This is a genomic window from Pseudomonas vranovensis (assembly GCF_040438935.1).
Classification (GTDB): domain Bacteria; phylum Pseudomonadota; class Gammaproteobacteria; order Pseudomonadales; family Pseudomonadaceae; genus Aquipseudomonas; species Aquipseudomonas vranovensis.
In genome coordinates this window covers 4,543,411-4,566,871 of the sequence record NZ_CP159259.1, presented here as the reverse complement: position 1 = coordinate 4,566,871, position 23,461 = coordinate 4,543,411, and the positions used below count along the sequence as shown (strand labels likewise).

General features: G+C 64.1%; 25 protein-coding genes. 5 read left to right on the top strand and 20 right to left on the bottom strand.

The genetic code is table 11. The annotated features are described in order from the left end of the window. Positions 1-16: 16 nt before the first annotated feature. The 3 genes from ABVN19_RS21185 to ABVN19_RS21175 all read left to right on the top strand — a co-directional run bounded on the left by ABVN19_RS21185 (position 17) and on the right by ABVN19_RS21175 (position 3,133). The gene (locus tag ABVN19_RS21185) at positions 17-1,435 is read left to right on the top strand and encodes an FAD-dependent oxidoreductase (RefSeq protein WP_028943932.1); all 1,419 of its coding nucleotides are present in this window, start codon (positions 17-19) and stop codon (positions 1,433-1,435) included. Positions 1,436-1,609: 174 nt separating this feature from the next. After that, a complete protein-coding gene (hemE, locus tag ABVN19_RS21180; protein ID WP_028943933.1) occupies positions 1,610-2,674 on the top strand; it encodes a uroporphyrinogen decarboxylase in 1,065 nt (354 codons plus the stop codon). Positions 2,675-2,785: 111 nt separating this feature from the next. Continuing rightward, on the top strand, positions 2,786-3,133 hold the full coding sequence (locus ABVN19_RS21175; RefSeq protein WP_028943934.1) for a NirD/YgiW/YdeI family stress tolerance protein: 348 nt from the start codon (positions 2,786-2,788) through the stop codon (positions 3,131-3,133). Positions 3,134-3,196: 63 nt separating this feature from the next. On the opposite strand, the gene ABVN19_RS21170 is transcribed toward ABVN19_RS21175, so the two are convergent. After that, positions 3,197-4,456: an MFS transporter gene (locus ABVN19_RS21170; RefSeq protein WP_028943935.1), complete on the bottom strand. Its 1,260-nt coding sequence runs from the start codon at positions 4,454-4,456 to the stop codon at positions 3,197-3,199. A 119-nt stretch (positions 4,457-4,575) separates the two neighbouring features. On the opposite strand from ABVN19_RS21170, the gene ABVN19_RS21165 reads away from it, so the two are divergent. Then, complete coding sequence (locus ABVN19_RS21165; RefSeq protein ID WP_028943936.1) at positions 4,576-5,481, top strand: LysR family transcriptional regulator; 906 nt, start codon at positions 4,576-4,578, stop codon at positions 5,479-5,481. A gap of 4 nt (positions 5,482-5,485) precedes the next feature. Here ABVN19_RS21165 and ABVN19_RS21160 read toward each other — a convergent pair whose 3' ends face one another. Genes ABVN19_RS21160 through ABVN19_RS21080 form a run of 17 tightly spaced genes read right to left on the bottom strand, consistent with a single transcriptional unit; the run spans position 5,486 to position 20,314 of the window. Further along, complete coding sequence (locus tag ABVN19_RS21160; RefSeq protein WP_105641877.1) at positions 5,486-6,712, bottom strand: beta-ketoacyl-ACP synthase; 1,227 nt, start codon at positions 6,710-6,712, stop codon at positions 5,486-5,488. After that, a complete protein-coding gene (gene fabG, locus ABVN19_RS21155; protein ID WP_028943938.1) occupies positions 6,712-7,440 on the bottom strand; it encodes a 3-oxoacyl-ACP reductase FabG in 729 nt (242 codons plus the stop codon). Before fabG ends, ABVN19_RS21160 begins: the two co-directional genes overlap by 1 nt. After that, complete coding sequence (locus ABVN19_RS21150) at positions 7,433-7,903, bottom strand: hotdog family protein (protein ID WP_105641878.1); 471 nt, start codon at positions 7,901-7,903, stop codon at positions 7,433-7,435. Before ABVN19_RS21150 ends, fabG begins: the two co-directional genes overlap by 8 nt. Continuing rightward, entirely contained in the window at positions 7,900-9,099 is a 1,200-nt protein-coding gene (locus tag ABVN19_RS21145) for a beta-ketoacyl-[acyl-carrier-protein] synthase family protein (RefSeq protein ID WP_028943940.1), read from the bottom strand. The genes ABVN19_RS21150 and ABVN19_RS21145 overlap by 4 nt, the downstream gene beginning before the upstream one ends. Continuing rightward, entirely contained in the window at positions 9,096-9,581 is a 486-nt protein-coding gene (locus ABVN19_RS21140; protein WP_028943941.1) for a hypothetical protein, read from the bottom strand. Before ABVN19_RS21140 ends, ABVN19_RS21145 begins: the two co-directional genes overlap by 4 nt. Beyond that, the gene (locus tag ABVN19_RS21135) at positions 9,578-11,893 is read right to left on the bottom strand and encodes an MMPL family transporter (protein WP_105641879.1); all 2,316 of its coding nucleotides are present in this window, start codon (positions 11,891-11,893) and stop codon (positions 9,578-9,580) included. Before ABVN19_RS21135 ends, ABVN19_RS21140 begins: the two co-directional genes overlap by 4 nt. Next, positions 11,883-12,485 (bottom strand): outer membrane lipoprotein carrier protein LolA, encoded by a 603-nt coding sequence (locus ABVN19_RS21130; protein WP_028943943.1) that lies wholly within the window; start codon positions 12,483-12,485, stop codon positions 11,883-11,885. Before ABVN19_RS21130 ends, ABVN19_RS21135 begins: the two co-directional genes overlap by 11 nt. After that, positions 12,482-12,907: an acyl-CoA thioesterase gene (locus tag ABVN19_RS21125; protein ID WP_028943944.1), complete on the bottom strand. Its 426-nt coding sequence runs from the start codon at positions 12,905-12,907 to the stop codon at positions 12,482-12,484. Before ABVN19_RS21125 ends, ABVN19_RS21130 begins: the two co-directional genes overlap by 4 nt. Continuing rightward, positions 12,897-14,444 (bottom strand): aromatic amino acid ammonia-lyase, encoded by a 1,548-nt coding sequence (locus ABVN19_RS21120; RefSeq protein WP_028943945.1) that lies wholly within the window; start codon positions 14,442-14,444, stop codon positions 12,897-12,899. Before ABVN19_RS21120 ends, ABVN19_RS21125 begins: the two co-directional genes overlap by 11 nt. Then, positions 14,425-15,363: a glycosyl transferase gene (locus tag ABVN19_RS21115; RefSeq protein WP_028943946.1), complete on the bottom strand. Its 939-nt coding sequence runs from the start codon at positions 15,361-15,363 to the stop codon at positions 14,425-14,427. Before ABVN19_RS21115 ends, ABVN19_RS21120 begins: the two co-directional genes overlap by 20 nt. After that, positions 15,360-16,094, bottom strand: coding sequence for a glycosyltransferase family 2 protein (locus tag ABVN19_RS21110; RefSeq protein ID WP_105641880.1), 735 nt, complete (start codon positions 16,092-16,094; stop codon positions 15,360-15,362). Before ABVN19_RS21110 ends, ABVN19_RS21115 begins: the two co-directional genes overlap by 4 nt. After that, positions 16,087-17,760, bottom strand: a complete 1,674-nt coding sequence (locus ABVN19_RS21105; protein WP_105641881.1) for an AMP-binding protein — start codon at positions 17,758-17,760, stop codon at positions 16,087-16,089. Before ABVN19_RS21105 ends, ABVN19_RS21110 begins: the two co-directional genes overlap by 8 nt. Further along, entirely contained in the window at positions 17,757-18,302 is a 546-nt protein-coding gene (locus ABVN19_RS21100; RefSeq protein ID WP_105641882.1) for a hypothetical protein, read from the bottom strand. The genes ABVN19_RS21105 and ABVN19_RS21100 overlap by 4 nt, the downstream gene beginning before the upstream one ends. Beyond that, on the bottom strand, positions 18,299-18,553 hold the full coding sequence (locus tag ABVN19_RS21095; protein ID WP_028943950.1) for an acyl carrier protein: 255 nt from the start codon (positions 18,551-18,553) through the stop codon (positions 18,299-18,301). Before ABVN19_RS21095 ends, ABVN19_RS21100 begins: the two co-directional genes overlap by 4 nt. A gap of 9 nt (positions 18,554-18,562) precedes the next feature. Further along, on the bottom strand, positions 18,563-18,835 hold the full coding sequence (locus ABVN19_RS21090) for a phosphopantetheine-binding protein (protein WP_028943951.1): 273 nt from the start codon (positions 18,833-18,835) through the stop codon (positions 18,563-18,565). Continuing rightward, the gene (locus ABVN19_RS21085; protein ID WP_028943952.1) at positions 18,810-19,622 is read right to left on the bottom strand and encodes a lysophospholipid acyltransferase family protein; all 813 of its coding nucleotides are present in this window, start codon (positions 19,620-19,622) and stop codon (positions 18,810-18,812) included. The genes ABVN19_RS21090 and ABVN19_RS21085 overlap by 26 nt, the downstream gene beginning before the upstream one ends. Continuing rightward, a complete protein-coding gene (locus tag ABVN19_RS21080) occupies positions 19,598-20,314 on the bottom strand; it encodes a beta-ketoacyl synthase chain length factor (protein ID WP_028943953.1) in 717 nt (238 codons plus the stop codon). The genes ABVN19_RS21085 and ABVN19_RS21080 overlap by 25 nt, the downstream gene beginning before the upstream one ends. A 311-nt stretch (positions 20,315-20,625) precedes the next feature. Here ABVN19_RS21080 and ABVN19_RS21075 point away from each other — a divergent pair, with 311 nt between their 5' ends. Beyond that, the gene (locus ABVN19_RS21075; protein WP_028943954.1) at positions 20,626-21,399 is read left to right on the top strand and encodes a ParA family protein; all 774 of its coding nucleotides are present in this window, start codon (positions 20,626-20,628) and stop codon (positions 21,397-21,399) included. A gap of 61 nt (positions 21,400-21,460) precedes the next feature. On the opposite strand, the gene trxC is transcribed toward ABVN19_RS21075, so the two are convergent. Beyond that, positions 21,461-21,895, bottom strand: a complete 435-nt coding sequence (trxC, locus tag ABVN19_RS21070) for a thioredoxin TrxC (RefSeq protein ID WP_105641883.1) — start codon at positions 21,893-21,895, stop codon at positions 21,461-21,463. 53 nt (positions 21,896-21,948) lie between these two features. Further along, positions 21,949-23,409 carry a protein adenylyltransferase SelO gene (selO, locus tag ABVN19_RS21065; RefSeq protein ID WP_028943956.1) on the bottom strand — a complete coding sequence of 487 codons (1,461 nt, stop codon included), beginning with the start codon at positions 23,407-23,409 and terminating at the stop codon, positions 21,949-21,951. Positions 23,410-23,461: the final 52 nt, after the last annotated feature.

Genomic DNA, 23,461 nt, shown 5'->3' with positions numbered 1-23,461 from the left:
TGATGAGGTTTTGAACATGGCTGAACGTCTGAGTAATGACTTCCAGTTCATCGAGGTCGGGCGCAAGGATCCGAAGAAGAAACTGTTGCGTCAACGCAAGAAAGAGTTCGTGGAGATCTACGAACCCTTCAAACCCCAGCAGTCGGCCGAACAGGCCCACCGCTGCCTGGGCTGTGGCAACCCGTACTGCGAGTGGAAGTGCCCGGTACACAACTTCATCCCCAACTGGTTGAAGCTGGTGTCCGAAGGCAACATCCTCGCCGCTGCGGAGCTGTCGCACCAGACCAACACCCTGCCGGAAGTGTGCGGCCGGGTCTGCCCGCAGGATCGTTTGTGCGAGGGTGCCTGCACCCTCAATGACGGCTTCGGCGCGGTGACCATCGGTTCGGTGGAGAAGTACATCACCGATACCGCCTTCGCCATGGGCTGGCGCCCGGACATGTCCAAGGTCAAACCGACCGGAAAACGCGTCGCGATCATCGGTGCGGGCCCGGCGGGCCTGGGCTGTGCCGATGTGCTGGTGCGCGGCGGGGTTACACCGGTGGTGTTCGATCGCAACCCGGAAATCGGCGGCCTGCTGACCTTCGGTATCCCGGAGTTCAAGTTGGAAAAGACCGTGCTGAGCAACCGTCGCGAAGTCTTCACCGGCATGGGGATCGAGTTTCGCCTCAACACCGAGGTGGGCAAGGACATCACCATGGAGCAACTGCTCGAAGAGTACGATGCCGTGTTCATGGGCATGGGCACCTACACCTACATGAAGGGCGGGTTCCCGGGTGAAGACCTACCGGGCGTACACGACGCCCTGGATTTCCTGGTGGCCAACGTCAACCGCAACCTGGGCTTTGAAAAGTCGCCGGAAGATTTCGTCGACATGAAGGGCAAGAAGGTCGTGGTACTGGGCGGCGGCGACACGGCGATGGACTGCAACCGGACCTCCATCCGCCAGGGTGCCAAAGCGGTGACGTGTGCCTACCGCCGTGACGAGGCGAACATGCCCGGCTCGCGCAAAGAGGTGAAGAACGCCAAGGAAGAAGGCGTGAAATTCCTCTACAACCGCCAGCCGATTGCCATCGTCGGCGAGGACAAGGTCGAAGGCGTGAAAGTGGTCGAGACCCGTCTCGGCGAGCCGGATGCCCGCGGCCGTCGCAGCCCCGAACCGATCCCGGGTTCCGAAGAGATCATCCCGGCCGACGCCGTGGTCATCGCCTTCGGTTTCCGCCCAAGCCCGGCGCCGTGGTTCGAGCAGTTCAGCATCCAGACCGACAGCCAGGGCCGCGTCGTGGCACCGGAGAAGGGCCCGTTCAAGCACCAGACCAGCAACCCGAAGATCTTCGCCGGTGGCGACATGGTCCGTGGTTCCGACTTGGTGGTGACGGCGATCTTCGAAGGGCGCAATGCGGCTGAAGGGATCCTGGATTACCTGGAAGTGTGAGAGGGATCGCGGGGCAAGCGCGCGCCTACAGCCAGTGGGGGCGGGCTGGCCCCGCGATGGATACATCAAAATCTATTGACCCATCTCAGGTCGATAGACAAAAGGCACGGTACTTACCGTGCCTTTTCCGTTGGTGTCTGAGAAAATGCCCGCACTTTTTTTCCGGATGCCGACATGACTGCCTTGAAGAACGATCGTTTTCTGCGCGCCCTGCTCAAGCAACCCGTAGACGTCACCCCGGTGTGGATGATGCGCCAGGCCGGCCGCTATCTGCCGGAGTACCGCGCCAGCCGTGCCAAGGCCGGTGATTTCATGAGCCTGTGCATGAACCCGCAGTTTGCCTGCGAGGTCACTATGCAGCCGCTGGACCGCTACCCGCTGGACGCCGCGATCCTGTTCTCCGACATCCTGACTATCCCCGACGCCATGGGCCAGGGCCTGTACTTTGAAACCGGCGAAGGCCCGCGTTTCAAGAAAGTCATCAGCACCCTGGCCGATATCGAGGCGCTGCCGATCCCTGACCCCCAGAAAGACCTGGGCTACGTGATGGATGCGGTCAGCACCATTCGACGCGAGCTCAACGGCCGCGTCCCGCTGATCGGCTTCTCCGGAAGCCCGTGGACGCTGGCCACCTACATGGTCGAAGGCGGCTCGTCGAAAGACTTCCGCAAGACCAAGGCGATGCTCTACGACAACCCGCAGGCCATGCACCTGCTGCTCGACAAGCTGTCCCAGTCGGTCATCAGCTACCTCAATGGCCAGATCCTGGCCGGTGCCCAGGCTGTGCAGATCTTCGACACCTGGGGTGGCAACCTGTCGGCAGCGGCGTACCAGGAATTCTCCCTGGCCTACATGCGCAAGATCGTCAGCGGCCTGATCCGCGAGCACGAAGGGCGCAAGGTACCGGTGATCCTGTTTACCAAGAATGGCGGCCTGTGGCTGGAAAGCATCGCCGAGGCCGGCGCTGATGCCCTCGGCCTGGACTGGACTTGCGACATCGGCGAAGCCCGCCAGCGTGTCGGCAGCAAGGTCGCCCTGCAGGGCAACATGGACCCGACCGTGCTGTACGCCAAGCCTGAAGCCATTCGTGCTGAAGTGGGGCGCATCCTGGCCAGTTACGGCCAGGGCACTGGCCATGTGTTCAACCTGGGCCACGGCATTACCCCGGAAGTCGACCCGGAGCATGCTGGCGCGTTCATCAACGCCGTGCACGAGTTGTCGGCGCAGTACCACCAGTAAGCATTGCTGCAACAAAAGCGCCCGGCCAATGCCGGGCGTTTTGCTGGTTAAGGTTCAATTCAGCCTGCCTGGGTAATCTATCCTCATCGAAACCCAAACAGGATCTGGACCATGAAAACCCGTTACCTTGCTCTGCTGCTTGCCCCTCTGTTCAGCACCGCCGCCCTGGCCGCCGGCTACACCGGCCCTGGTGCCCAACCGGTAACCACCGTGGCTGCTGCCAACGACGCTTCCGACGACACTCCGGTGGTGCTGCAGGGCTTCGTGGTCAAGCAGTTGAACAACGATGACAAGTTCGAATTCAAGGACAACACGGGCACCATCACCGTCGAAATCGACAAGGAAGACATGCCGGCAGTGCCTTTCAACGACAAGACCAAGGTCAAGCTGACCGGTGAAGTCGAGAAGAAGCTGATGAGCCGTGAGATCGATGTCGATCTGGTTGAAGTGATCAACTGAGAATCATCGCGGAACAAGCCCGCTCCCATTCCGTGGGAGAGGGCTTGTTCCGCGATTTGCATGTCACGCCTTGGCCGGCAACCGGCTCAAATGCAACGCCACCAGCAGCGCCACCACCAACAGGCTGCTGATGAACAGGCCTATGCCATTCCACCCCGCCTGATGCCAGAACACCCCACCGGCCGTCCCGGCCACACTTGATCCCGCGTAGTAACTGAACAGGTAAAGCGACGAAGCCTGGCCCTTGGCTTTGGTCGCACGCCGGCCGATCCAACTGCTGGCCACCGAGTGCGCGCCGAAGAAGCCGAAGGTGAACACCAGCATGCCAGCGATCACCAACAGCAACGGTGTGAACAAGGTCATCAGCAGGCCGCTGAACATTAGCACGATGGTTGCCCAGAACACCTTGCGCCGCCCCAGTTTGTCGGCCAGGGCGCCGATTTGCGCCGAGCTGTAGATGCCCGACAGGTAGACCACCGACAGCAGGCCCACCAGGGCCTGGCTCATGTGATACGGCTCGGCCAGCAAGCGGTAGCCGATGTAGTTGAACAGGGTGACGAAGGCGCCCATGAGCAGGAAGGCTTCAAGGAACAGCCAGGGCAGGCCGGCATCGCGAAAGTGCAAGGTAAAGCCTTCGAGCAGGCTGCGCGGGTGCAGGGAGCGCGGGCGGAAGTTGCGCGATTCGGGGAGGATCTTCCAGAACACCACGGCGGCAATCAGCGCCAGGCTGCCGATCACCAGCAACGCCGTGTGCCAGCTGACGAAGTCGATCAGAACCCCGGTGATCAAGCGGCCGCTCATGCCGCCGATGGCGTTGCCGCCAATGTACAGGCCCATGGCCAGACCGATGTGTTGCGGGTGAATCTCTTCGCTCAGGTACGTCATGGCTACGGCAGCCAGTCCGCTAAGCGACAGGCCCAATAAGGCGCGGGTCAGCAGCACCGCCTGCCAGCTCGGCATCAATGCGCTGACGATCGTGCACAGGGCCGCGCAGAACAGCGCGGCGACCATCACCGGCTTGCGCCCGATGCGATCGGAGATGGGCCCGGTGATCAAAAGTCCGATCGCCAGCATGGCGGTGGACACCGAGAGAATCAGGCTGCTTTGCGCCGCATTGATGGAAAACTCCTGGGACAGCATCGGCATCATCGGCTGCACGCAGTAGAGCAGGGCGAAGGTGGCAAAGCCGCCGCAGAACAGTGCCAGTACCGTGCGCAAGAAGGCCGGGGTGCCTTTCTCGATCCAGCTTTCGGTAACAGTGACGCGAGCGTCGACAGCGGCAGGGGGAATTTCGTGGGCGTGTGGAGCAACAGCAGTTTTCACGGGTGACCTCGGGCGTCACGACCTGGCAGGCAGTGAAAAAAGCATATAGCTGGCTAATGATCATTTCCAATATATTGTTCGACCTGTTTAAGAGGTTTTACGACCTATTGGAGGCCTTCATGGAATTGCGCCATCTGCGTTACTTCATCGCCGTGGCCGAAGAGCTGCACTTTGGCCGCGCCGCGCAGCAATTGGGGATTTCCCAGCCGCCCTTGAGCCAGCAGATCCAGGCGCTGGAACAGGAGCTTGGCGCGCGCCTGTTCGAGCGTACCAATCGTCGGGTTGCACTCAGCGAGGCGGGGCGACTGTTCCTCGAAGAGGCGCGGCAGGTGCTGGCGCAGGTCGACAAGGCTGCTGATGTGGCCCGCCGTGCGCAGCTAGGCGAGCTGGGCGAAATGAAAATCGGCTTCACCTCGTCGGCACCGTTCAACTCCAGCATCTCTGCGGCAATCTATGCGTTTCGCCAGCGCTTCCCGGCGGTTCACTTGAACCTCAACGAAATGAGCAGCCAGGCAGTAGCCGACGCCCTGCTCGATGAAAGCATCGAAGTCGGCCTGATGCGGCCGCTGGCGCTGCCGGAAACCCTGGTCGCTACGGAGCTGCTGCGCGAGCCGCTGGTCGCAATCATCAACGCCACACACCCGCTGGCCCACGGCAGTGAAGGCGGGCTGTACATGGCAGCGCTGGCCAATGAGCCGTTCGTGTTCTTCCCCCGTAGCTACGGCAGCGGCCTGTATGCGCAGCTGCTGAGCCTGGCTCGTCAGGCAGGCTTCAGCCCGCATTTTGCCCAGGAGGCCAGTGAGGCCATGACCATCATCGGCCTGGTGTCGGCGGGCTTGGGAGTTTCGGTGCTGCCGGCGTCCTTCCAGCGCATGCGTATGGAGGGTGTGGTCTACCGGACCTTGCTCGACAGCGATGCGATGACAGCCGTGTGGGTGGTACAACGCCGCCAATCGACCTCGGCGATGGCCCGTGCATTCGTATCGTTGCTCAGCGGACACGAAGCGCACCCGCCCAAGCCCTGAAGCCTCAGTGCCAGCGGCGGAAAATCAATGAGGTGTTGACCCCGCCAAAGGCGAAATTGTTGTTCATCACGTATTCGTTGCTCATCGCCCGCCAGTCGCCGCACAGGTAATCCAGCTCGCCGCACTGCGGGTCGATGTTGACCAGGTTGAGGGTGTGTACGTAACGGTCGCTGTTCAACATCTCGATGCTGAACCACGACTCCAGCGCGCCGCAGGCACCCAGGGTGTGACCGAGAAAACTCTTTTGCGAGCTGATCGCCATGCGTGGGCCGAACAGGCTGCTGGTAGCCAGGGTTTCGGCGATGTCGCCCTGCTCGGTGGCAGTGCCATGACCATTCACATAGCCGATGGCCTCGGGCGCCAGGTTGGCGTCTTCCAGGGCCAGCTCCATGGCGCGGCGCATGGTCAGCTGTTCTGGACGGGTAGTGTGCTGGCCGTCGGCATTGGTGCCGAAACCGACGATTTCGGCGTAGATGTGCGCGCCACGAGCCAGGGCATGTCCGAGTTCTTCAAGCACCAGCATGCCACCGCCTTCTCCAATCACCAGGCCGTCGCGGCTGCTGTCGTAGGGGCTGGGGGTACTCTGCGGTGCATCGTTTTTCAGGCTGGTGGCATACAGCGCATCGAACACCATGGCCTCGGTGGGGCAGAGCTCTTCGGCGCCACCGGCGAGCATCAGTGGCAGGCGCCCGAACTTGATCGCCTCGTAGGCATAGCCGATGCCCTGGCTGCCGCTGGTGCAGGCGCTGGAGGTGGGGATCAGGCGCCCGGTCAGGCCGAAGAAAATGCTGATATTGGCCGCCGTGGTGTGCGGCATCATGCGTACATAGGAGTTGGCGTTCAGGCCTTCGGCCACCGAATTGAGCAACATGTTGCCGAAGGTTTTCATTTCGTCGGTACTGCCGGTGGACGAGCCACAGGCCACGCCCATGCGCCCGTCGCGAATCATCGGGTCGTCAAGCAGGCCGGCATCACGCAGGGCCTTTTCGGCTGCCGCCACCGCCAGGCGCGACACCCGGCCCATGCTGCGCAACTGCTTGCGGGTCCAGGCGCCGGGCACCACGAAATCATCGACCGGGCCCGCCAGGCGCGTGTTGAGCTCCTCGAAGCGATCCCACTCGTGCATCCGGCGAATGCCGCTGCGATGGCTGGAGAAGTGCCCGGCGATGGTCGCCCAGTCGTTGCCCAGGGAGGTGATACCGGCCATGCCGGTGACCACTACGCGCTTCATCAGCACAACCCTCCGTTGACCGCCAACACTTGGCGGGTGATGTAGGCGGCTTCTGCCGACATCAGGAAATTGACCGCACCTGCGACTTCTTCCGGGGTGCCCATGCGCTGGGCCGGGATCATTTTCAGCAGTTCGTCGACCGGTACGTGCTCATCGAGCATGGCCGTGTCGATCAGCCCGGGGGCGACGCAGTTGACGGTGATCTTGCGCTTGGCCAGCTCAATTGCCAGGGCCTTGGCGGCGCCGATCACGCCGGCCTTGGAGGCGCTGTAGTTGACCTGGCCGCGGTTGCCGATCATGCCCGACACCGAGGTGATGCACACGATGCGCCCCGCGGCACGACGGCGGATCATCGGCATCATCAACGGGTGCAGCACGTTGTAGAAGCCGTCGAGGTTGGTGCGCAGCACCTGGTCCCAGTCCTCTTCGCTCAACGCCGGGAAGGCGCCGTCGCGGGTCAGGCCGGCGTTGCACACCACACCGTAATAAGCGCCATGGGTGTCGACATCGTCAGTGAGGATGGCGGCGCAGGCGGCGCGGTCAGCCACGTCGACCTGCAGCACCCGTGCCTGCTGGCCCAACGCCCGGACCTCATCCGCGACGGCCTCGGCCTCGCTGCGGCCACTGCGGCAATGCAGGACCAGGTCGAAACCGGCTCGCGCCAGGCGCAGGGCAATGGCCCGGCCAATACCGCGGCTGGAACCGGTAACCAGGATGGTGTCAGGCATGGGGAGACTCCTGCGGGCCAGCTTCGGCCAGGTAGCTGGCCGCCTGCGGCGGGCTGAAAACGTTCAAGCGGGCCGTGGCATGAATACCCGGACCGTGCAGATGACATTCGAATACACCCATGCCGTTCTCGTCTTCGAGCGAGCGTTGGGCATGGATGTGCAGTTCGGCACCGGCGGGAAAACACTCGACGTTGCATTCGAACTTGCGGGTGCCGAGCAAAAAGCCCAGCCCTGCGGGTTTGCCCTGGGCGCGGGCGCGGCAACCGGCGAAGGCGGCAATGCTCTGGGCCATCAGCTCGATGCCGACCCAGGCCGGCAGGCTGCCGTCGAGGCGATTGAACAGGCCGCCAGGGCGCACGGTCAAGCGGGTCTGAACCTGCTCCTCATCGAAGGATTCGACCGCATCGATCAGGATCATGTCGCCGGCATGGGGCAGAAGTTCGGCCAGGGGCCAGGTGATCATGACGCGTCTCCGAGTATCAGGCTGACATTGTTGCCACCGAAGGCGAACGAATTGCTCATCAGTCGCCGCGGCCCTGCAGCGGGCAGGCGCTGGCTGGCGTCGATCAGGTTCAGTGCCGGTAGTTGCGGGTCGATCGCACCATCCCAGACGTGAGGCACCAGGCGCCCCTCGGGATTGTGCGCCGACAGGCTCAACCAGCAGAACGCCGCTTCCAGCGCGCCGGCCGCACCCAGGGTGTGACCGGTCATGGGTTTGCTCGAAGAGCAGGCCAGCAGGCTGCCGAACAGGGCATGCACGGCCTGGCTCTCCATGGCGTCGTTGTGCGCAGTGGCGGTGCCGTGCAGGTTCAGGTAGTCGATCTGGGCAGGCTGCAGACCTGCATTGTCCAGTGCCTTGGTCATGGCCTGCAAGGCGCCCTTGCCCTGTGGGTCGGGGGCCGAGATATGGTGCGCATCGGAGCTGGCGCCGGCGCCCAGCAGGGCAACAGTGGGACCTTCCCGGTTGGCGTCGCGGGTCATCAGGAACACCGCAGCCGCCTCGCCAATAGTAATGCCGTCGCGGTTGATCGAGAACGGATTGCAACGTTGTGCGCTGACCGCCTCCAGTGCGCTGAAGCCATTGAGGGTGAGCTTGCAGAGGCTGTCGACACCACCGCAGATCACGGCATCGCACACACCCAGGTCGAGCAACCGGCGGGCGCTCATCAGGGCGCGGGCACTGGAGGTGCAGGCAGTGGAAATCACATAGGCCGGGCCGCGCAGTTGCAGCCAGTCGGCGAGGAAATTGGCCGGGGCGCTGAGCTCTTGCTCGGCATAGTCGTAGCCAGGCGGGAACTGTTGATCACGCAGGTAATGAGCGATACCGTCGCCCGCTTCGGCGATGCCCGAGGTACTGGTGCCCAGGACGATGGCCACGCGCTCGCTGCCGTGGCAGGCGATGGCTGCCCGGATAGGCGCGATGATCTGCAAACAGGCTTCGTACAGCAGTTGGTTGTTGCGGCTGTGCCGTGACTGCAGTGCTTCCGGCAACGCCAGCAGCGCGCCTCGAACAGCGGCAACCGGTACGCGCTTCTGCGGTACCCAGCCCACTTCTTCGCGCACCCCGGCGCAGTCGCCGGCAAACAGCTTTCGGGCGACATCGGCCTGATCACGCCCCAGGGCGCAGACCAGGCCCAGGGCATTGAGAAAGGCGGTCATGGCGGCGTCTCGCTGGGTAATGGGCTGACTAGATAACGCAGGCCCTGCCCAAGGTTCAAGGTGAAGTCATCGACTTCACGGTAATCGACCCGCCAGCGTTCGCCCAGCCAGCGCTGCTTGCCTTGCTGACGGGCATCGGGATAGCGCTGTTGCAGTTGTGCGTCGGGTGTCAGGGCAAACAGCAGGGCAGCAAACAGTTCCCGCGCCGCCGGGTTGGGTGGCAGCAGGCCGTCAGCTTGCCACAGGCCGTGGTCGAGCAACTGCCGCGCCTGGGGAATACCCAGCAAGTCGAGCATCGACCAGCGCAGGCTGCTGCCCTCTTGCTGGATCACCAGCAACCAGTCCTGGCGTAGCTCGGCCTGCTCGCGCCGGATGTGCAACTGCATCGGCAGCGCCAGTGCAGGCAGTTTATCGGGCAGCGGCGGCTGGCTGGCGCAGGCACTGAGCAGGGCAAGGGCAAGTGTCAGCAACAGGTGTTTCATGGCTGCTCCTTGTGCCGGATGGCGGCCCAGGGGGCGAGAAGGAAGCTGAACACCAGCCCCAGGCTCACCGCCAGGCCAAAATTGCTTACCGCCGGCGTCTGGGACACTGCCAGCAGGCCGAACGACAGCCATGTCGTGGTGGCGGCCAGCAAGGTTCCCAGCAGACTGACTGCGGCGCCGCCAATCTGTTCGTGCATGAGGATGGCGTAGTCGACGCTGATGGCGGTGACCAGCAGCAACCCGAACAGACTGAACAGGGTCAGTGGCTGGCCCAGCCAGCCGAGGCTGGCCAGGCTGCACAAGGCGGCCAGCAGTGGCAGGGCGACGATGCGCAGGGATCCGCCCCTGCCGAACGGAACGATCAGCAGCACCACGATCAGCGCACAGGACAATAGCTTGAGTTCGGCGGCGCTGACTTGGGTAGCGGCGAACACCCGGTTCAACTCGCCGAGGCGGTCCACCGGTTGTACGCCTGCCAAACCATCGGCCTGTCTCTGCAGCGAGGCCGGGTCAGTCAGGCCCTGCAGGCTGACCATCGCCGCGACGCCCTGAGTGTCGGCGCCCAGCCACAATGTGCGCCAGGGCTCGCCCAGAGGGCCGCTGAGGGCCTGATCGATGCCCAGGGGTGGCAGTGCCTGCAGCTGGCTCAGCTCCGCCTGCAATGCGCCTAGGGGCACGCCCAGGGCCAATAGCGGCTGCCAGTGCGCGGGCAGCTTGCCCAGCGCATCGCGCAACTGCTGTTGTTCCACGGTGCTGGCGACCAGTTGGTTGAGCATCCTGTAGCCCTTGAGCTTGCCGGCTTCGACCAGCGCGTCGAGACGCTCGCCCAAGGCGCTCAGGCGGCCAAGCAACTCGGCCTCGTCGGCAGCGCGCACCAGGTAGAACTGGCTGGTCGGCTGGTAGCCGGTAATGCGCGCGACGGCGCGGGCTTCAGCGAGCAGTTGCGGCGAACTGTCGACCCATTGGCGGATATCGTTGCGGCTGTCCAGCCGCCACACGCCGGCGGCGCAGAACAGGACCAGCAGGCCGAGCAGTACCGGGCTGGGTACCTTGGCCAGAAGCCCGGCGCGCAGGTTCATCAGCCACTGCGCAACCTGCAGCGGCCATTGTGCCGGTTGCAGGTTGACGCCCTTGAGCAGGGCTGGCAGCAGGCACACGGCACTGAGGTAGGCGCCGAGCAGACCGGCGGCGGAAAACACCGCGATCTGGGTCAGCGCCGGGAAAGGGGTGAAGGCCAGCGCCAGGTAGCCGATGCAACTGGTGACCAGGCTCAGGCTCAGCCCTGGGAGGGTCAGGCGCAGTGCTGGCCAGGCGTGCCAGGGGCGCAGGCTCCAACTCTTCGAGAGGTAATGCAGCGGATAGTCCACTGCCACACCGATCAGGCTCGAGCCCAGCACCAGGGTAATCACATGCATCTGGCCGAACAGGGCGACGCAGGCCACGGCGCCGAACAGCATGCCAACCATTACCGGGACCAGCGCCAGTAGCACGCGCAGGCGCCGGAAGGCCAACAGCAACAGCAGCACGATGCCGACTGTAGCGCCACCGCCGACCCAAGTGATTTCCTGGCTGGCCTGGCGCTGGCCGTTGGCGGCGTACAACAGGCCGCTGGCGGCCAGCAACTGGGCGCCTTGCCGGGTGGCTTGCCGACGACTGTCGTCGAGCAGGCCGGCCACCTGCAGCGGCAGTTTCACATCGAAGGCGTTGCCCTGGGTGTGGGCACGCAGCAACACCCAGGTCTGGCCGTCGGCCTCGGCCAGCAGGGTACCGCTGGCGGTATCCAGTTGCACCGAAGCCGGCCGCGGTTGGCTGCTCTGGATGCGTGCAGCGAGGCCCAGCCAGTCGTCCTGGCTGGGCACCAGGCTGATCCCGGCGAACGGGTCATAAAGGCTCTGCACCCGCTGTTCGACAAAGGCCTGGGGATCATCGGTCAGGACCTGGCGGTCAGTGGGTGAGAGCATCGCCAGGCGGCCTTGCAGCAATTGCTCGCGCACCGCCTGCAGGTCGGCCTGCGCGTTCCATTGGACCTTGGTGAACACACCGCTGGCCTGCCACTGCTCACCCAGTTGCCGAGCCAGGGCGATGGCCTGTTCGCGTTGCGGATGGCCGACCAGTACCAGCATTTCGCTGTTCAAGGGTTCCTGCATGCGCTGTTCGGCGCGCTGCACCAGTGGGTCCTGGGCGTCGCCGGGCACCAGGGTCATCAGGTCGGCATTGAGCGGCGCCCCGCGATGCCACTGCCAGCCGGCCAGGGCCAGGACCGCGACCAGCAGCACCAGGAACAGCCGCGGCAACCAGCGCTCACTCGGCAAAGTCGCGGCGCTCCGTGTCGCTCAATTGGCTGGCGCTGCTGCTCGAGGGCAGGCGCAGCACGGTGCTGTCGCCCTGGGTTTCGAGCATCTGGATGCGCTCGACAAATTGGCCGCCGTCGATGTCGATCTGTTTGAACACCTGCTTGAGCAGCATCGAACGCGGTGTCAGGCGCAGTTGCCAGTGTTGCGCATCACCTTGCAGGCTGAGCTCGAAGTCGCGCTGCAGGCCGCTGCTGTCGCCTTGCAGCACGGCGAAGAACAAACGGTTCTGCTCGGCACCGGCGCTCTTGTTCGGCAGCGTCTGCCAGCCCTGCGGATCACGGCGTGAGATGCCCTTAGCATCGAGGCGGTAGTCCTGCTTCAGCGGCGTTTGCAGCAGCCAGAGCAACCCATGGTCGCGGGCCAGCACGAACTGGCCCTTGCTCACCAATGGCTGGGGCAGGGCGCGCAGGTGTTTTTCCTGGATGAACGGGCCCTTGACCACTGGCGGCTCACCGAGCTGCCTGCTCAGCTCATCCAGGCCAAAGGCCTGGGCCAGGCCATAGGCAAGCATGAGGGTGGCGGCCAGCAAACTGCGCAGCAGTGCCTTCATGCGAGCACCCTGGCCACGGCGTCGAGCATTGCCTGGGGCGAAGCCAGCTGCATTTCGCCGCTGGCGATCTCTACCGCCACTTGCACGGAGCTGGCGCGGGTCATGCGCTCGCCGGTGACGGCGTCGCTGATCAGGTAGTTGATCTTCAGGCGGTTCTCCCATTCCACCAGGCTGGCGCGTACGGTCAGGCGCTGGCCGAAAATGGCACCGCGCACGTAGCGCAGCTGCAGGTCGATCACCGGCCACGCGTAGCCTGAATCGCGCATCTGCAGGTAGTTATGGTCGAGCCGGTCGAGCAGCGCGCAGCGCGCCACTTCCAGGTATTTGACGTAGTGGCCGTGCCAGACCACCTGCATGCTGTCGACATCAAAAAACGGCACCTGCACTTCGCTGTCGACGTGCAGCACTCCCTTACTGCGCATGCAGCCTCCAGTGTTGTTCGGCAATTCGGTTCAGGCACAGGCGCAGGTCGCCGTCCAGGGCACGGTCTTCGATGACCGGGGCGAAGTCGGCCAGCAGTTCGTGGTGCATGGCAGCCAGGGCCGGCGGCAGGTCGCGGGCATTAACTTCGCGGCTGCGCAGCCACACGCCTTGATGGGCCGCCAGCAGGGTTGCGGCGGCCACCTGTTCGGTCAGTTCCAGTACCCGCAACGCGTCGCGGGCGGCGATGGTGCCCATGCTGACTTTGTCCTGGTTGTGGCACTCGGTGGAGCGCGAGAACACGCTGGCTGGCATCGTCTGCTTGAGGGCTTCGGCGGTCCAGGCGCTGGCGCCGATCTGCACGGCCTTGAAACCATGGTTGAGCATCGCTCGCTCGGCGCTGGCGCCCGACAGGTTGCTGGGCAGGCCATGGTTGTAGCGCACATCCACCAGCAGGGCGAACTGGCGGTCGAGCAGGTCGGCGACGTTGGCCACCAGGTTCTTCAGGCTGTCCATGGCAAAGGCAATGTGCCCGCCATAGAAGTGCCCGCCGTGCAGTACACGTTCGGCGTCGGCGTCGATGATCGGGTTGTCGTTGGCGCTGTTGAGTTCGGTCTCGATGAAGCCGCGCAACCAGCCCAGGCTGTCGGCCAGCACGCCTAGCACATGAGGTGCGCAGCGTAGCGAATAGCGGTCCTGCAGGCGGTGCAGGGGCGCGGTGGGGGCGTCGATGGCCAGGTCCCGGCGTAGCCAGGCGGCGACCTGCATCTGCCCGGGGTGCGGCTTGGCGGCGAACAGGCGCTCGTCGAAGTGTTCCGGGTTGCCTTGGAGGGCGACCACGTTCAATGCAGTGATGCGGGTGGCCAGCTTGAGCAGGTAGTCGGCGCGGGCGTAGGCCAGGCAGGCAAGGCCGGTCATCACGGCGGTGCCGTTCATCAGCGCCAGGGCTTCCTTGGGGCGCAGCACCAGGGGCGTCCAGCCCAGTTCACGGTGAACGTCGGCGGCGTTGCGGCGTTCGCCGTTGTACATGACCTCACGTTCGCCCGATAGGGTGGCAGCGACGTAGGACAGCGGCGTCAGGTCGCCACTGGCACCCACCGAGCCTTCTTCCGGGATCATTGGCAGGATGTCGTGGGCGAGGAATGCCTGCAGGCGCTCCAGCAGTTCCACCCGCACCCCCGATACCCCCTGGCACAGCGACTGCAGCCGCGCCGCCAGCACTGCACGGGTCGAAGGCGCATCCAGCATCCGGCCCAGGCCGCAGCCATGGAAGGTGTACAAGTGCCGGGGCAGGGCCTCGACATGTTCCAGGGGTACTGCCACCACGCACGAGTCGCCGTAGCCGGTGGTCACGCCGTAGATCACCCCTTCCTGGTTCAGCAAGGTGTCGAGAAACTGCGCGCCACGGGCGATGCGGGCACGGTAGGGGGCGTCGTCCTGCAGGCGGCTCGCGGCCTGGTGATGGGCCAGGGCCAGAACGTCTTCAATCGCAAGCGGCGACTCGCCGAAGGTGACAGGCTCATGCACGGGCATCGTCATCGGTCTTCCAGAAAGGGTAGAAATTGAACCATTGCTGCGGTGCCTGCAGGCAATAATGCCCCAGGCGTTCGGCGTAGCGCCCGGCCCACTCGACGATCACCTGGTCGCGTTGGCCACGGCGCCATTCGATGGCGGTGGCGAAAGGTTCGAGCATCACCTGATAGCGCCCTTGCTGCTTGAGGCAGAACAACAGGTTGAGCGGGCACTTGAGCAGCCCGGCCAACAACCAGGGGCCCTGGGGAAACGCCGCCGGATGGCCGAGAAAGTCTACCTCGACGGTGCGCGCGCCGTGCAGCGGCACGCGATCACCGGCAATCGCCAGCCACTCGCCGCGCTCCAGGCGCTCGCTCAGTTGCAGCATGATCGCCGGGTCCAGCTCGCTGACCTGGATCAGGCGCAAGTGCGTGGCCCCGGCTTCGCCGAGCAGGCGATTGAAGCGTTCGGCATGCTTGGTGTGGACCAGCACATTCATGGTCACCTGTTCACCCAGTTCGGCCAGGGCGCGACAGACTTCCAGGTTGCCCAGGTGGGCACCGACCAGCATCTGACCGCGCGCGCCGCGCAATTGCTGGCGCAGCTGGGCCGGGTCGATGATTTCGATCTGCTCCAGGCGCAGCTTGCCGTTCCACACGTCGAGCTTGTCGAGCAGGGCATCGGCAAATGCCATGAACTGGCCAAACACCCGCCAGTGGCTGGGTCGCAAGGCAGGGCGGCTGCTCCAATCGGCCAGGCGCTGCTGGTATTGCCAGGCGCTGCGCCGGGCTTGTCGGCCAAACAAAAAGAAGTACAGCACCACGCCGTAAAGGATCGGGCTGAGCAGGCGCCTGCCAAGTACCCGGGTGCCCAGGGCGGTCAGTTTCATCAGCCAGAAACTGCCCCGCTCCTGTTGCTCGGCCCAGTGTTGTTCGCTGCGGCTCATGCCTGCCACCGCCGCCAGAGAATTACCGGGGCACGCAGCAACATGCCGAAGAACAGCTTGGCGTGCATCCGGGAAATCAGCGCGTTGTCGTGAACCAGGCGGAAGTGCGACAGGCCGTCGGCCGGGTAATGGACCCGGGTCGGCAGCCAGTGCATGGGCTGGTTGCGCCAGGCCAGGCGCACGAGAATCTCCGTGTCGAAGTCCATGCGCTTGCCCAGCTTCACCGAATTGATCAAGGCCAAGGTGGGCGTCAGCGGGTAGACGCGAAAACCACACATCGAGTCGCGGATCTGCAAGGACAGGGTGTTGATCCATACCCACACATGGGTGAGGTAGCGGGCATACAGGCGACCCTTGGGCACACTGGCATCGAACTGTGGATAACCGCAGATCAGCGCCTGCGGGTGTACCTCGGACTGTTCGAGAAAACGGCGGACATCGCTCAGGTCGTGCTGGCCGTCGGCATCTACCTGCAGTGCATGGCTAAAGCCCAGGTGCGCGGCCTCGCGCAGGCCGACCATGACCGCGCCCCCCTTGCCCTGGTTGACCGCAAGCGACACCAGGTGAACCTGCTGGTGGTCGGCCAGTTGGCGCAGTACCGTGGCACAGGCCGGGCTGCTGGCGTCGTCCACCAGCACGCAGGGCAATCCGCCAGCCAGCAGCTCGGCGACCACTGCCGGTACGGCGCGCTCATGGTTGTAGACCGGGATCACCGCACAGGGCTTATGCACCGATGGCCTCCAGCACGATGCGGCCACTGGAGCAGGTTTCACCCGCAGCACTGTAGGTGAAGTAGAGCTTGCCGCGCTCGCTGTCGAAGCGCAGTTGCAGCTCCAGCAGGTCGCCTGGGCGCACCACGCGCTGGAACTTGATCACTTCCATGCCGACAAAGCGCCGAGGACAGTCCAGCAGCGCCTGGCCCAGTTCGATGGCCCAGTCGACCTGCACCACGCCAGGCAGCACCGGCGTCTGCGGGAAGTGCCCGCTGAAGTAGGCAAGGTCGGCCGACACGGCAAGTTGCAGGTGCAGTTCGTGGCCTTGCTGCGTCTGGCTGACGACCTCGGGGCCGGTCGTGCGCGGTGCGTGCAGCAGCGTTTCGACGTCAGCCTGGGGCAGTTTGCCCTGGCTGTTGAACGGCAATTGACGCAGCAGGCGCCAGCGTCGCGGCAGGGCGAGGGCTTCGCAGTGCTGGCTCAGGTGCGTGCGCAAACCTTCGGTGATGGCGCGTCGGCCCTGGTTGCGCAGAGCGTGCAGGCCGGCCGCACTGAGCACCAGCAAGGCGCCCAGCGAGGCGCGGCCTTCCTGTACCACGGCCAGCCGTGTGTCTTCGACCCAAGGGTGTTCCAGCAGGGCTTTTTCCAGCATCGGCAACGAGATGCGCTTTTCTTCCAGTTTGACGATGCGGTCCAGTCGCCCGAGCAGGCGAAAGCGTCCATCGGCGGCGAACTCGACGGCATCGGCGCTTTGCTGGACGTGCCCTGCGGGCAGGTAGGGCGACGCGATACGCAGTGCTCCTTCGGCGTTCTGGCCCAGGTGTACACCGGCGAACGGCTGCCACAGGCTGTCGCCCTGGCGCCAGGCGATGCCGCCGGTCTCGGAACTGCCAAGAATTTCGGTGGGCCATTGCCCCAGGCGTTGCTGCAAGGCGCGTGCGGCCCCGGCAGGCAACTCGCCCCCGGAGGAGAACACCCGGCGCACCTGGCTCAGGGCAGGCCAGTCGAGGTTGTCACCCATGCGTTTGAGCAGGGCGGGGCTCGCGACCCAGGCGAAGGCCGGGTGCTGGCGGCTGGCGCGCTGCAGGTCTTCGGGGAAGGGCAGTTGGCGACGCAGGAACGGCCGGCCTGCGCACAGAGGCCAGAGCACGCGAAACAGCAAGCCATAGATGTGTTGGGCGGCGACACTGCCGATGATGCAGGCCGTGCCCAGCTCGGCGCCCCAGCAGTGTTCCAGGGCCAACACTTCGTTGGCCAGTTGGCGCAGGGTCTTGTCGATGCGCTTGGGTTCGCCACTGGAACCGGAGGTACACAGGCTCAGGCGGCAGGTATCGAGGTCGAGGTCGGCGGCGGCCAGGGGCGCTTGGTACAAGGTTTCAAGTGCGTGGTCCTGTTCGCTGACCCACAGATCGACAGCGTCGTGCCAGCGCAGGCGGGTCTGGGGCTGCAAGTCGGCGGGCAGGAGCACCTGTACACCGGCGCGCCAGGCCCCCAGCAGAGTAATGGCGAGATCCGCGGCATCCTCCAGGTGTACGGCAACGCTGCGAACGCCACGGCGTTCCAGGCCCGCAGCCAGTTGCAGGGCTTTGGCACAAAGCTCGGCATGGTCCAGCGCCGGATCCAGAGTGACCGGACGCGGCGCAGGTGCCGGGTGCAGGAGTTGCTCAAGGTTAAGCCAGCTCATGAGCGTCCTCGCACGCGTTGTCGTATCAGCCATTCAATGGCGAATAGCAGGCCCATCAAACCGTAGGCGATCAGGCCGTTGTACAGGGTCCACCAGCTCAGGGGCGCCCACAGGGTCAGTGCCGTGGCGACCAGGCCGTTGGCCAGGAAGAACACGCACCAGGCCTGAGTGACCTGGCGCGTATAGCGGATTGCCGCTTGGGGCAGTTGCGGCTCGCGCAGCCGCGCCAGACGCTCGACTACTGGCGGGCCGAACTTCAGGCTCAGGCCGAACAAGCCGAGCAGGCAGGCATTGATCAGCACCGGGTACCAGCGCAGCAGCGCCGGGTTGTCGAGCAGTGCCAGCACGGCACAAAAACCGATGGCCACCGCTGCCATCCAGTGGCTGCCGGCGCGGCGCGGTTCGCTCAGGGCGCGGGCCAGCCACAGCCCTGCCAGCAGCAGGCCGAATTGCCAGGGGGCAAAATGGGCCATGCCGAAATACACCGCAAAGGGGTACAGCAGACCGGCCACGACCAGGCCGAGGCCGACCAGGCGCTTCATGCCGCCGGGCTGACCAGGCGGTACACCGCCTCGACCACGTCATTGACGGTACGCACGGCCTTGAAGTCTTCAGCGGTGATTTTCTTGCCGGTCTGGCGTTTGATGTGATCGAGCAGGTCGACCGCATCGATGCTGTCGATTTCCAGGTCCTTGTACAGGTTCGAGTCCAGGCTGATGCGCTCGGGCTCCAGTTCGAACAATTCGACCAGGGCATCGCGCAGGGTATTGAAGATGTCTTCGCGGGTTTGCATGGTGCTGTCTCAGGCGGCCTGTTTGGCAGTGACGAAAGCGGCGAGGCTGGTCACGCTGGTGAAATGGTTGCGGGTGTCCTTGGCGTCGGCATCGATCTTGATGCCGTACTTTTTCTGGATGGCCAGGCCAAGTTCCAGGGCGTCCACCGAATCCAGGCCAAGGCCTTCGCCGAACAGGGGCTGATCGTCGTCGATATCCTCGGCGCTGATATCTTCCAGACCCAGTGCCTCGATGATCAGCAGCTTGATGTCACGGTTAAGGTCTTGCTGTGGAACGCTCATCTGTGGCGAGCTCCTTGATGAAATACTGGTGCAGGTAATCGTTGAGTTTACGTGAGGCCTGGGGGGCAGGCCCGAGGGCTGCAAATGCCTGAGGGTCGATATCCTCGCCGATCTGCAGGCTGAAGTGCACTCGGCGCAATGGGATACGGTACCAGGCCTCGGCCTTGGTCAAGGTGGTGGGGGTGACCTTGATGGTCACCGGTGTGATGATCTTCGCACCGCGCAGGGCGATTGCGGCCGCACCGCGATGAAAGGCGGGCGTCTCGCCGGGCGGGGTGCGCGTGCCTTCGGGGAAGATGATCAACGTCTGGCCTGCGTGCAAGGCGGCGGCCGCGCTGTCGAGCATGTCCATGCTGCCGTCGTTGCTGATGTACTGTGCCGCGCGCACCGGACCGCGGGTGAACAGGTTGTGGAACAGGCTCTGCTTGACCACGCAGTTGGCCTGGCGTACCCGGCCGATCAGAAACACCACGTCGATCAGTGACGGATGATTGGCGAGGATCATCTGGCCGGGACGCCCGAGCGTGTTTGCGCCACGCACCTCATACGTCAGCACGCCGCTCACCGCCATGAAACGCACGAAGCGCCAGAACAGCCAACTGATGGTATGCCGGGTTCGCTGGCGAAGGCGCGTGCTGTCGCCGGGCAGGCACGCCAGCAGCGGGATGACCAGCACCCGCAGGCACAGGCTGCCGACACCGAACAGACCGAAACTGAATGCGGTGGCGAACAGTCGCCAATAGTAGGCATCCCGTGGCCGGTTCAAGGCTTGCGCCGCCAGGTCCATGAACGGCGCTTCCCGGTATGGGTAAAAGTGACCTGGCCAGTCAGCAGGTTGCGCAGCCAGCACAGGGCGTGTGGTTCGTTGTCGGGGTGCGAGGTGGTGCTGCTCTGCTGGGCCAGGGTCCAGGTGTCACCGGGGGTCAGCAGCAGTGCCAGCGCATAGTCGAACGGCACGTCGTCGACCCAGTCGCGGTAAGCCTGGGGCGGAAGTTCTTCAACGACGATCAGCAGCACCGCCGGTGCGCCATCGTGCAACAGGCCGGCGGCTTCCAGCACGCCTTGCTCGAAACCGTCACCGGCGCCGGCAAGGGCGGTCATTTCGGCGCTGGAGTCGCGCATGATCGACCACAGGCCGATCACGGCGTTATGCACCGAGAGGCTGAACTGTGTGGGGGAGAGCGGTTGTTCCCGGGCCAGGTCGCTGAGGAGGGCGAAGGTGCGTGGGGTTTCCCCGTGCCGGCAGACGAACACCAGCGGCAGGTCCTCCAGCCCTTCGGCCAACGGCCAGCCGACGGCGAAGGCCATGCGTGCCAAGCGGCTCAGGCGTCGGCGCTGCATGGCAGGCAAAAACGACACATCCGGCGCCTGATCGGTCGGCGCTAAGGGCTGGCTTGCCTGGCTCCAGTGCTGCCAGTCGGCAGTCGTCTGCAGGCCTGGCGCCCAGGCTCGCCACTGGCTGATGTCGAATGTGATCACGATGGTTGTTTTCCGCCCTGAGGGACTGCCTTGCCGAGGGTGCTGCAGCTGTTGAACTGGCAGGGTTTGGCGCTAAAACCGAGTGGCGCGCATTATCCCGGTGACTCCGGCGGGTAGCAAATGCTGGTTGCACATTCGCCCGCCAGTAAAAGACCTCGAAGGATCTGCTTCGTCAGACTAGCCTGTTTTTTCCCGACAGACGGTAGCAAACGGTTGTCGGTCGATTCCTTGGCATCTTGAGCATACGGTGCTGGTCAAGCCTGCGCCGGCACCACATACTCGGTCATTCCCTGATACACGGAGGTCATTCCATGCGGCGCGTGGTGTTCAATCAGAAAGGTGGCGTGGGCAAGTCGAGCATTGCCTGCAACCTGGCAGCGGTGAGTGCCAATGAAGGCTATCGAACCTTGCTGATCGACCTGGATGCCCAGGCAAACTCGACCCAGTACCTGACCGGGTTGACCGGTGACGACATTCCCATGGGGATTGCCGATTTCTTCAAGCAGACCCTGTCTTCGGGCCCGTTTGCCAAGAAGAACAAAGTCGATATCTACGAAACCCCCTTCGACAACCTGCATGTGGTGACCGCCACCGCCGAGCTGGCCGACCTGCAGCCCAAGCTTGAGGCCAAGCACAAGATCAACAAGCTGCGCAAACTGCTCGATGAGCTGAGCGAAGACTACGACCGGATCTACCTGGACACACCGCCAGCGTTGAACTTCTACGCCGTTTCAGCGCTGATTGCGGCAGATCGTGTATTGATTCCTTTCGATTGCGACAGCTTTTCCCGCCAGGCGCTGTATGGCCTGCTGGCCGAGATCGAGGAACTCAAAGACGATCACAACGAGGATCTTCAGGTTGAGGGCATCGTCGTCAACCAGTTCCAGGCCCGTGCCAGCCTGCCCCAGCAGATGCTCGACGAGCTGTTGGCCGAAGGCCTTCCGGTGTTGCCGGTCTACCTCAACAGTTCGGTGAAGATGCGTGAATCACATCAGGCCAGCCTGCCGCTGATTCACCTGGAGCCCCGGCACAAGCTGACGCAGCAGTTTGTCGAGCTGCATGCCTTGCTTGAAGAGAACGCCTAGTAATTGATCGCGGGGCAAGCCCGCTCCAACCTGTAGGAGCGGGCTTGCCCCGCGATGGCTTTCAAATTCCCTGGCTACGCAGCCACTCCAGCAACTGCTGAAGTGGAAACGCACCGCTCTGGCGCGCTACTTCCCGGCCATTCCTGAACAGGATCAGGCTGGGAATCGACCGAATCCCCAATTGCCCCGCCAACTGTTGATTGGCCTCGCTGTCCAGCTTGGCCAGGCGGCACCGGCCGCTCAGCTGCTTGGCCGCTTGTTCAAAGATCGGGGCAAAGGATTTGCACGGCCCGCACCAATCGGCCCAGACGTCGATCAACAGCGGCAGGTCGCCCTTGATCTGGCTGGCGTAGTCGCCCTGTTTGAGCTCGAAAGGCGTGTTCAGCAGTACCGGGCTTTTGCAGCGACCGCATTTTGGCGAATCGCCCAGGCGCTCGCCCGGGATACGGTTCAGCCCGTTGCAGTGCGGGCAGGGGATCAGCAGGGGTTCAGTCATCAAAAAAACTCCGTAGCAGCGGCGGTGCGACGCTTCGACTTGCCTCGCGATTGTCAGGATGAGCAACTGATTGCCAGGTGCTTGCCCCACTCAGGCGGACGCTCGGCATAGGCCGCCATTCCCGCCTGTTCTTCAAACGGCTTGCACAGTACCTGGTGCAGGCGCCGCACTTCTTCGTAGTCACCGCGTTCAGCTGCTTCAATAGCACGCTGGGCCAGGTAGTTGCGCAGGATATACAGCGGGTTGACCGCGTGCATGCGCTCGCGCCGGCCCTCGGCATTGCCGGGTTCGCGGGCGACACGGGCCAGGTAGTCCTCTGACCAGCGATCGAAGCCTGCAAGGTCGATGAAGTCGTCGCGTACCACCCGCAGTGCCTGCTCGGCATCCTGGTCTCCCAGTTTGCGGAAGAACAGGGTGTAGTCCACCGCGCCGGGTTGCATCAGTTGCAACAACCGTTCTATCAGTTGCTTGTCGTCATCTTCTGCCTCGGTCAGGCCCAGGCGACGGCGCATCAGGTGCAGGTAGTGGGCTTCGTACAGGGGCAGGAACAAGGCCAGGGTGTCCTTGAGCGCCTCGACGCTGATGAACGGCGTCAGGGCCTGGGCCAGGGCGCTGAGGTTCCAGTGGGCGATCGGCACCTGGTTGCTGTAGCTGTAGCGGCCCTGGTCGTCGGAATGGTTGCAGATGAAGTTGGCGTCGAAATCGTCGAGGAAGGCGAACGGGCCGAAATCGAAGGTGATGCCCAGGATCGACATGTTGTCGGTGTTCATCACCCCATGGCAGAAGCCATAGGCCTGCCACAGCGCGATCAGCTCGGCATTGCGCTCGACAATGCTGCGAAACATCGCCAGGTAGGGCTCGGGTTCGGTTTGGCATTCGGGAAAGTGCAGGCTCAGCACATGCTCGGCAAGCTGCCTTTGTTGCTCGGGCTGGCGGGTGTAGTAGAAGTATTCGAAGTGGCCGAAGCGCACATGGCTCGGTGCCAGGCGCAACAACATGGCGGCGCGCTCCTGGGTTTCGCGCCATACCGGGGTGCTTGAGCCGATCACGCACAGGGCGCGACTGCTGGGAATGCCCAGGGCATGCAGGGCTTCGGAGGCCAGGAACTCGCGAATCGAGGAGCGCAGTACGGCGCGGCCATCGCCCATGCGCGAGTAAGGCGTCTGGCCTGCACCCTTGAGGTGCAGGTCCCAATGCTCGCCGGCATCGTTGTACACCTCGCCCAGCAGTAGGCCGCGGCCGTCACCCAGGCGCGGGTTGTACGAACCGAACTGATGCCCGGAATACACCATGGCCCGGGGTTCGGCCTCGCTCCACAGTTTGTGCCCGCCAAACAGCTCGGCGAACACCGGGGAGTGTGCTTCGGTGGGGTCAAGGTCGAGCAGTGCCATGGCCGAGTCGCTGGCCACCACCAGGCGTGGTTCGGCGATCGGCTCGGGCAGCACGGAAGTTGAGAACGCATCGCCCAGGCGGGCGAAGCGGTTGTCGAAGGTCAGTTCGTCGAGGGCTTTCAACGGCCATCTCCTGCAGAATATCCGATCATTCTGCAAGGGTATGGCCGTTGGC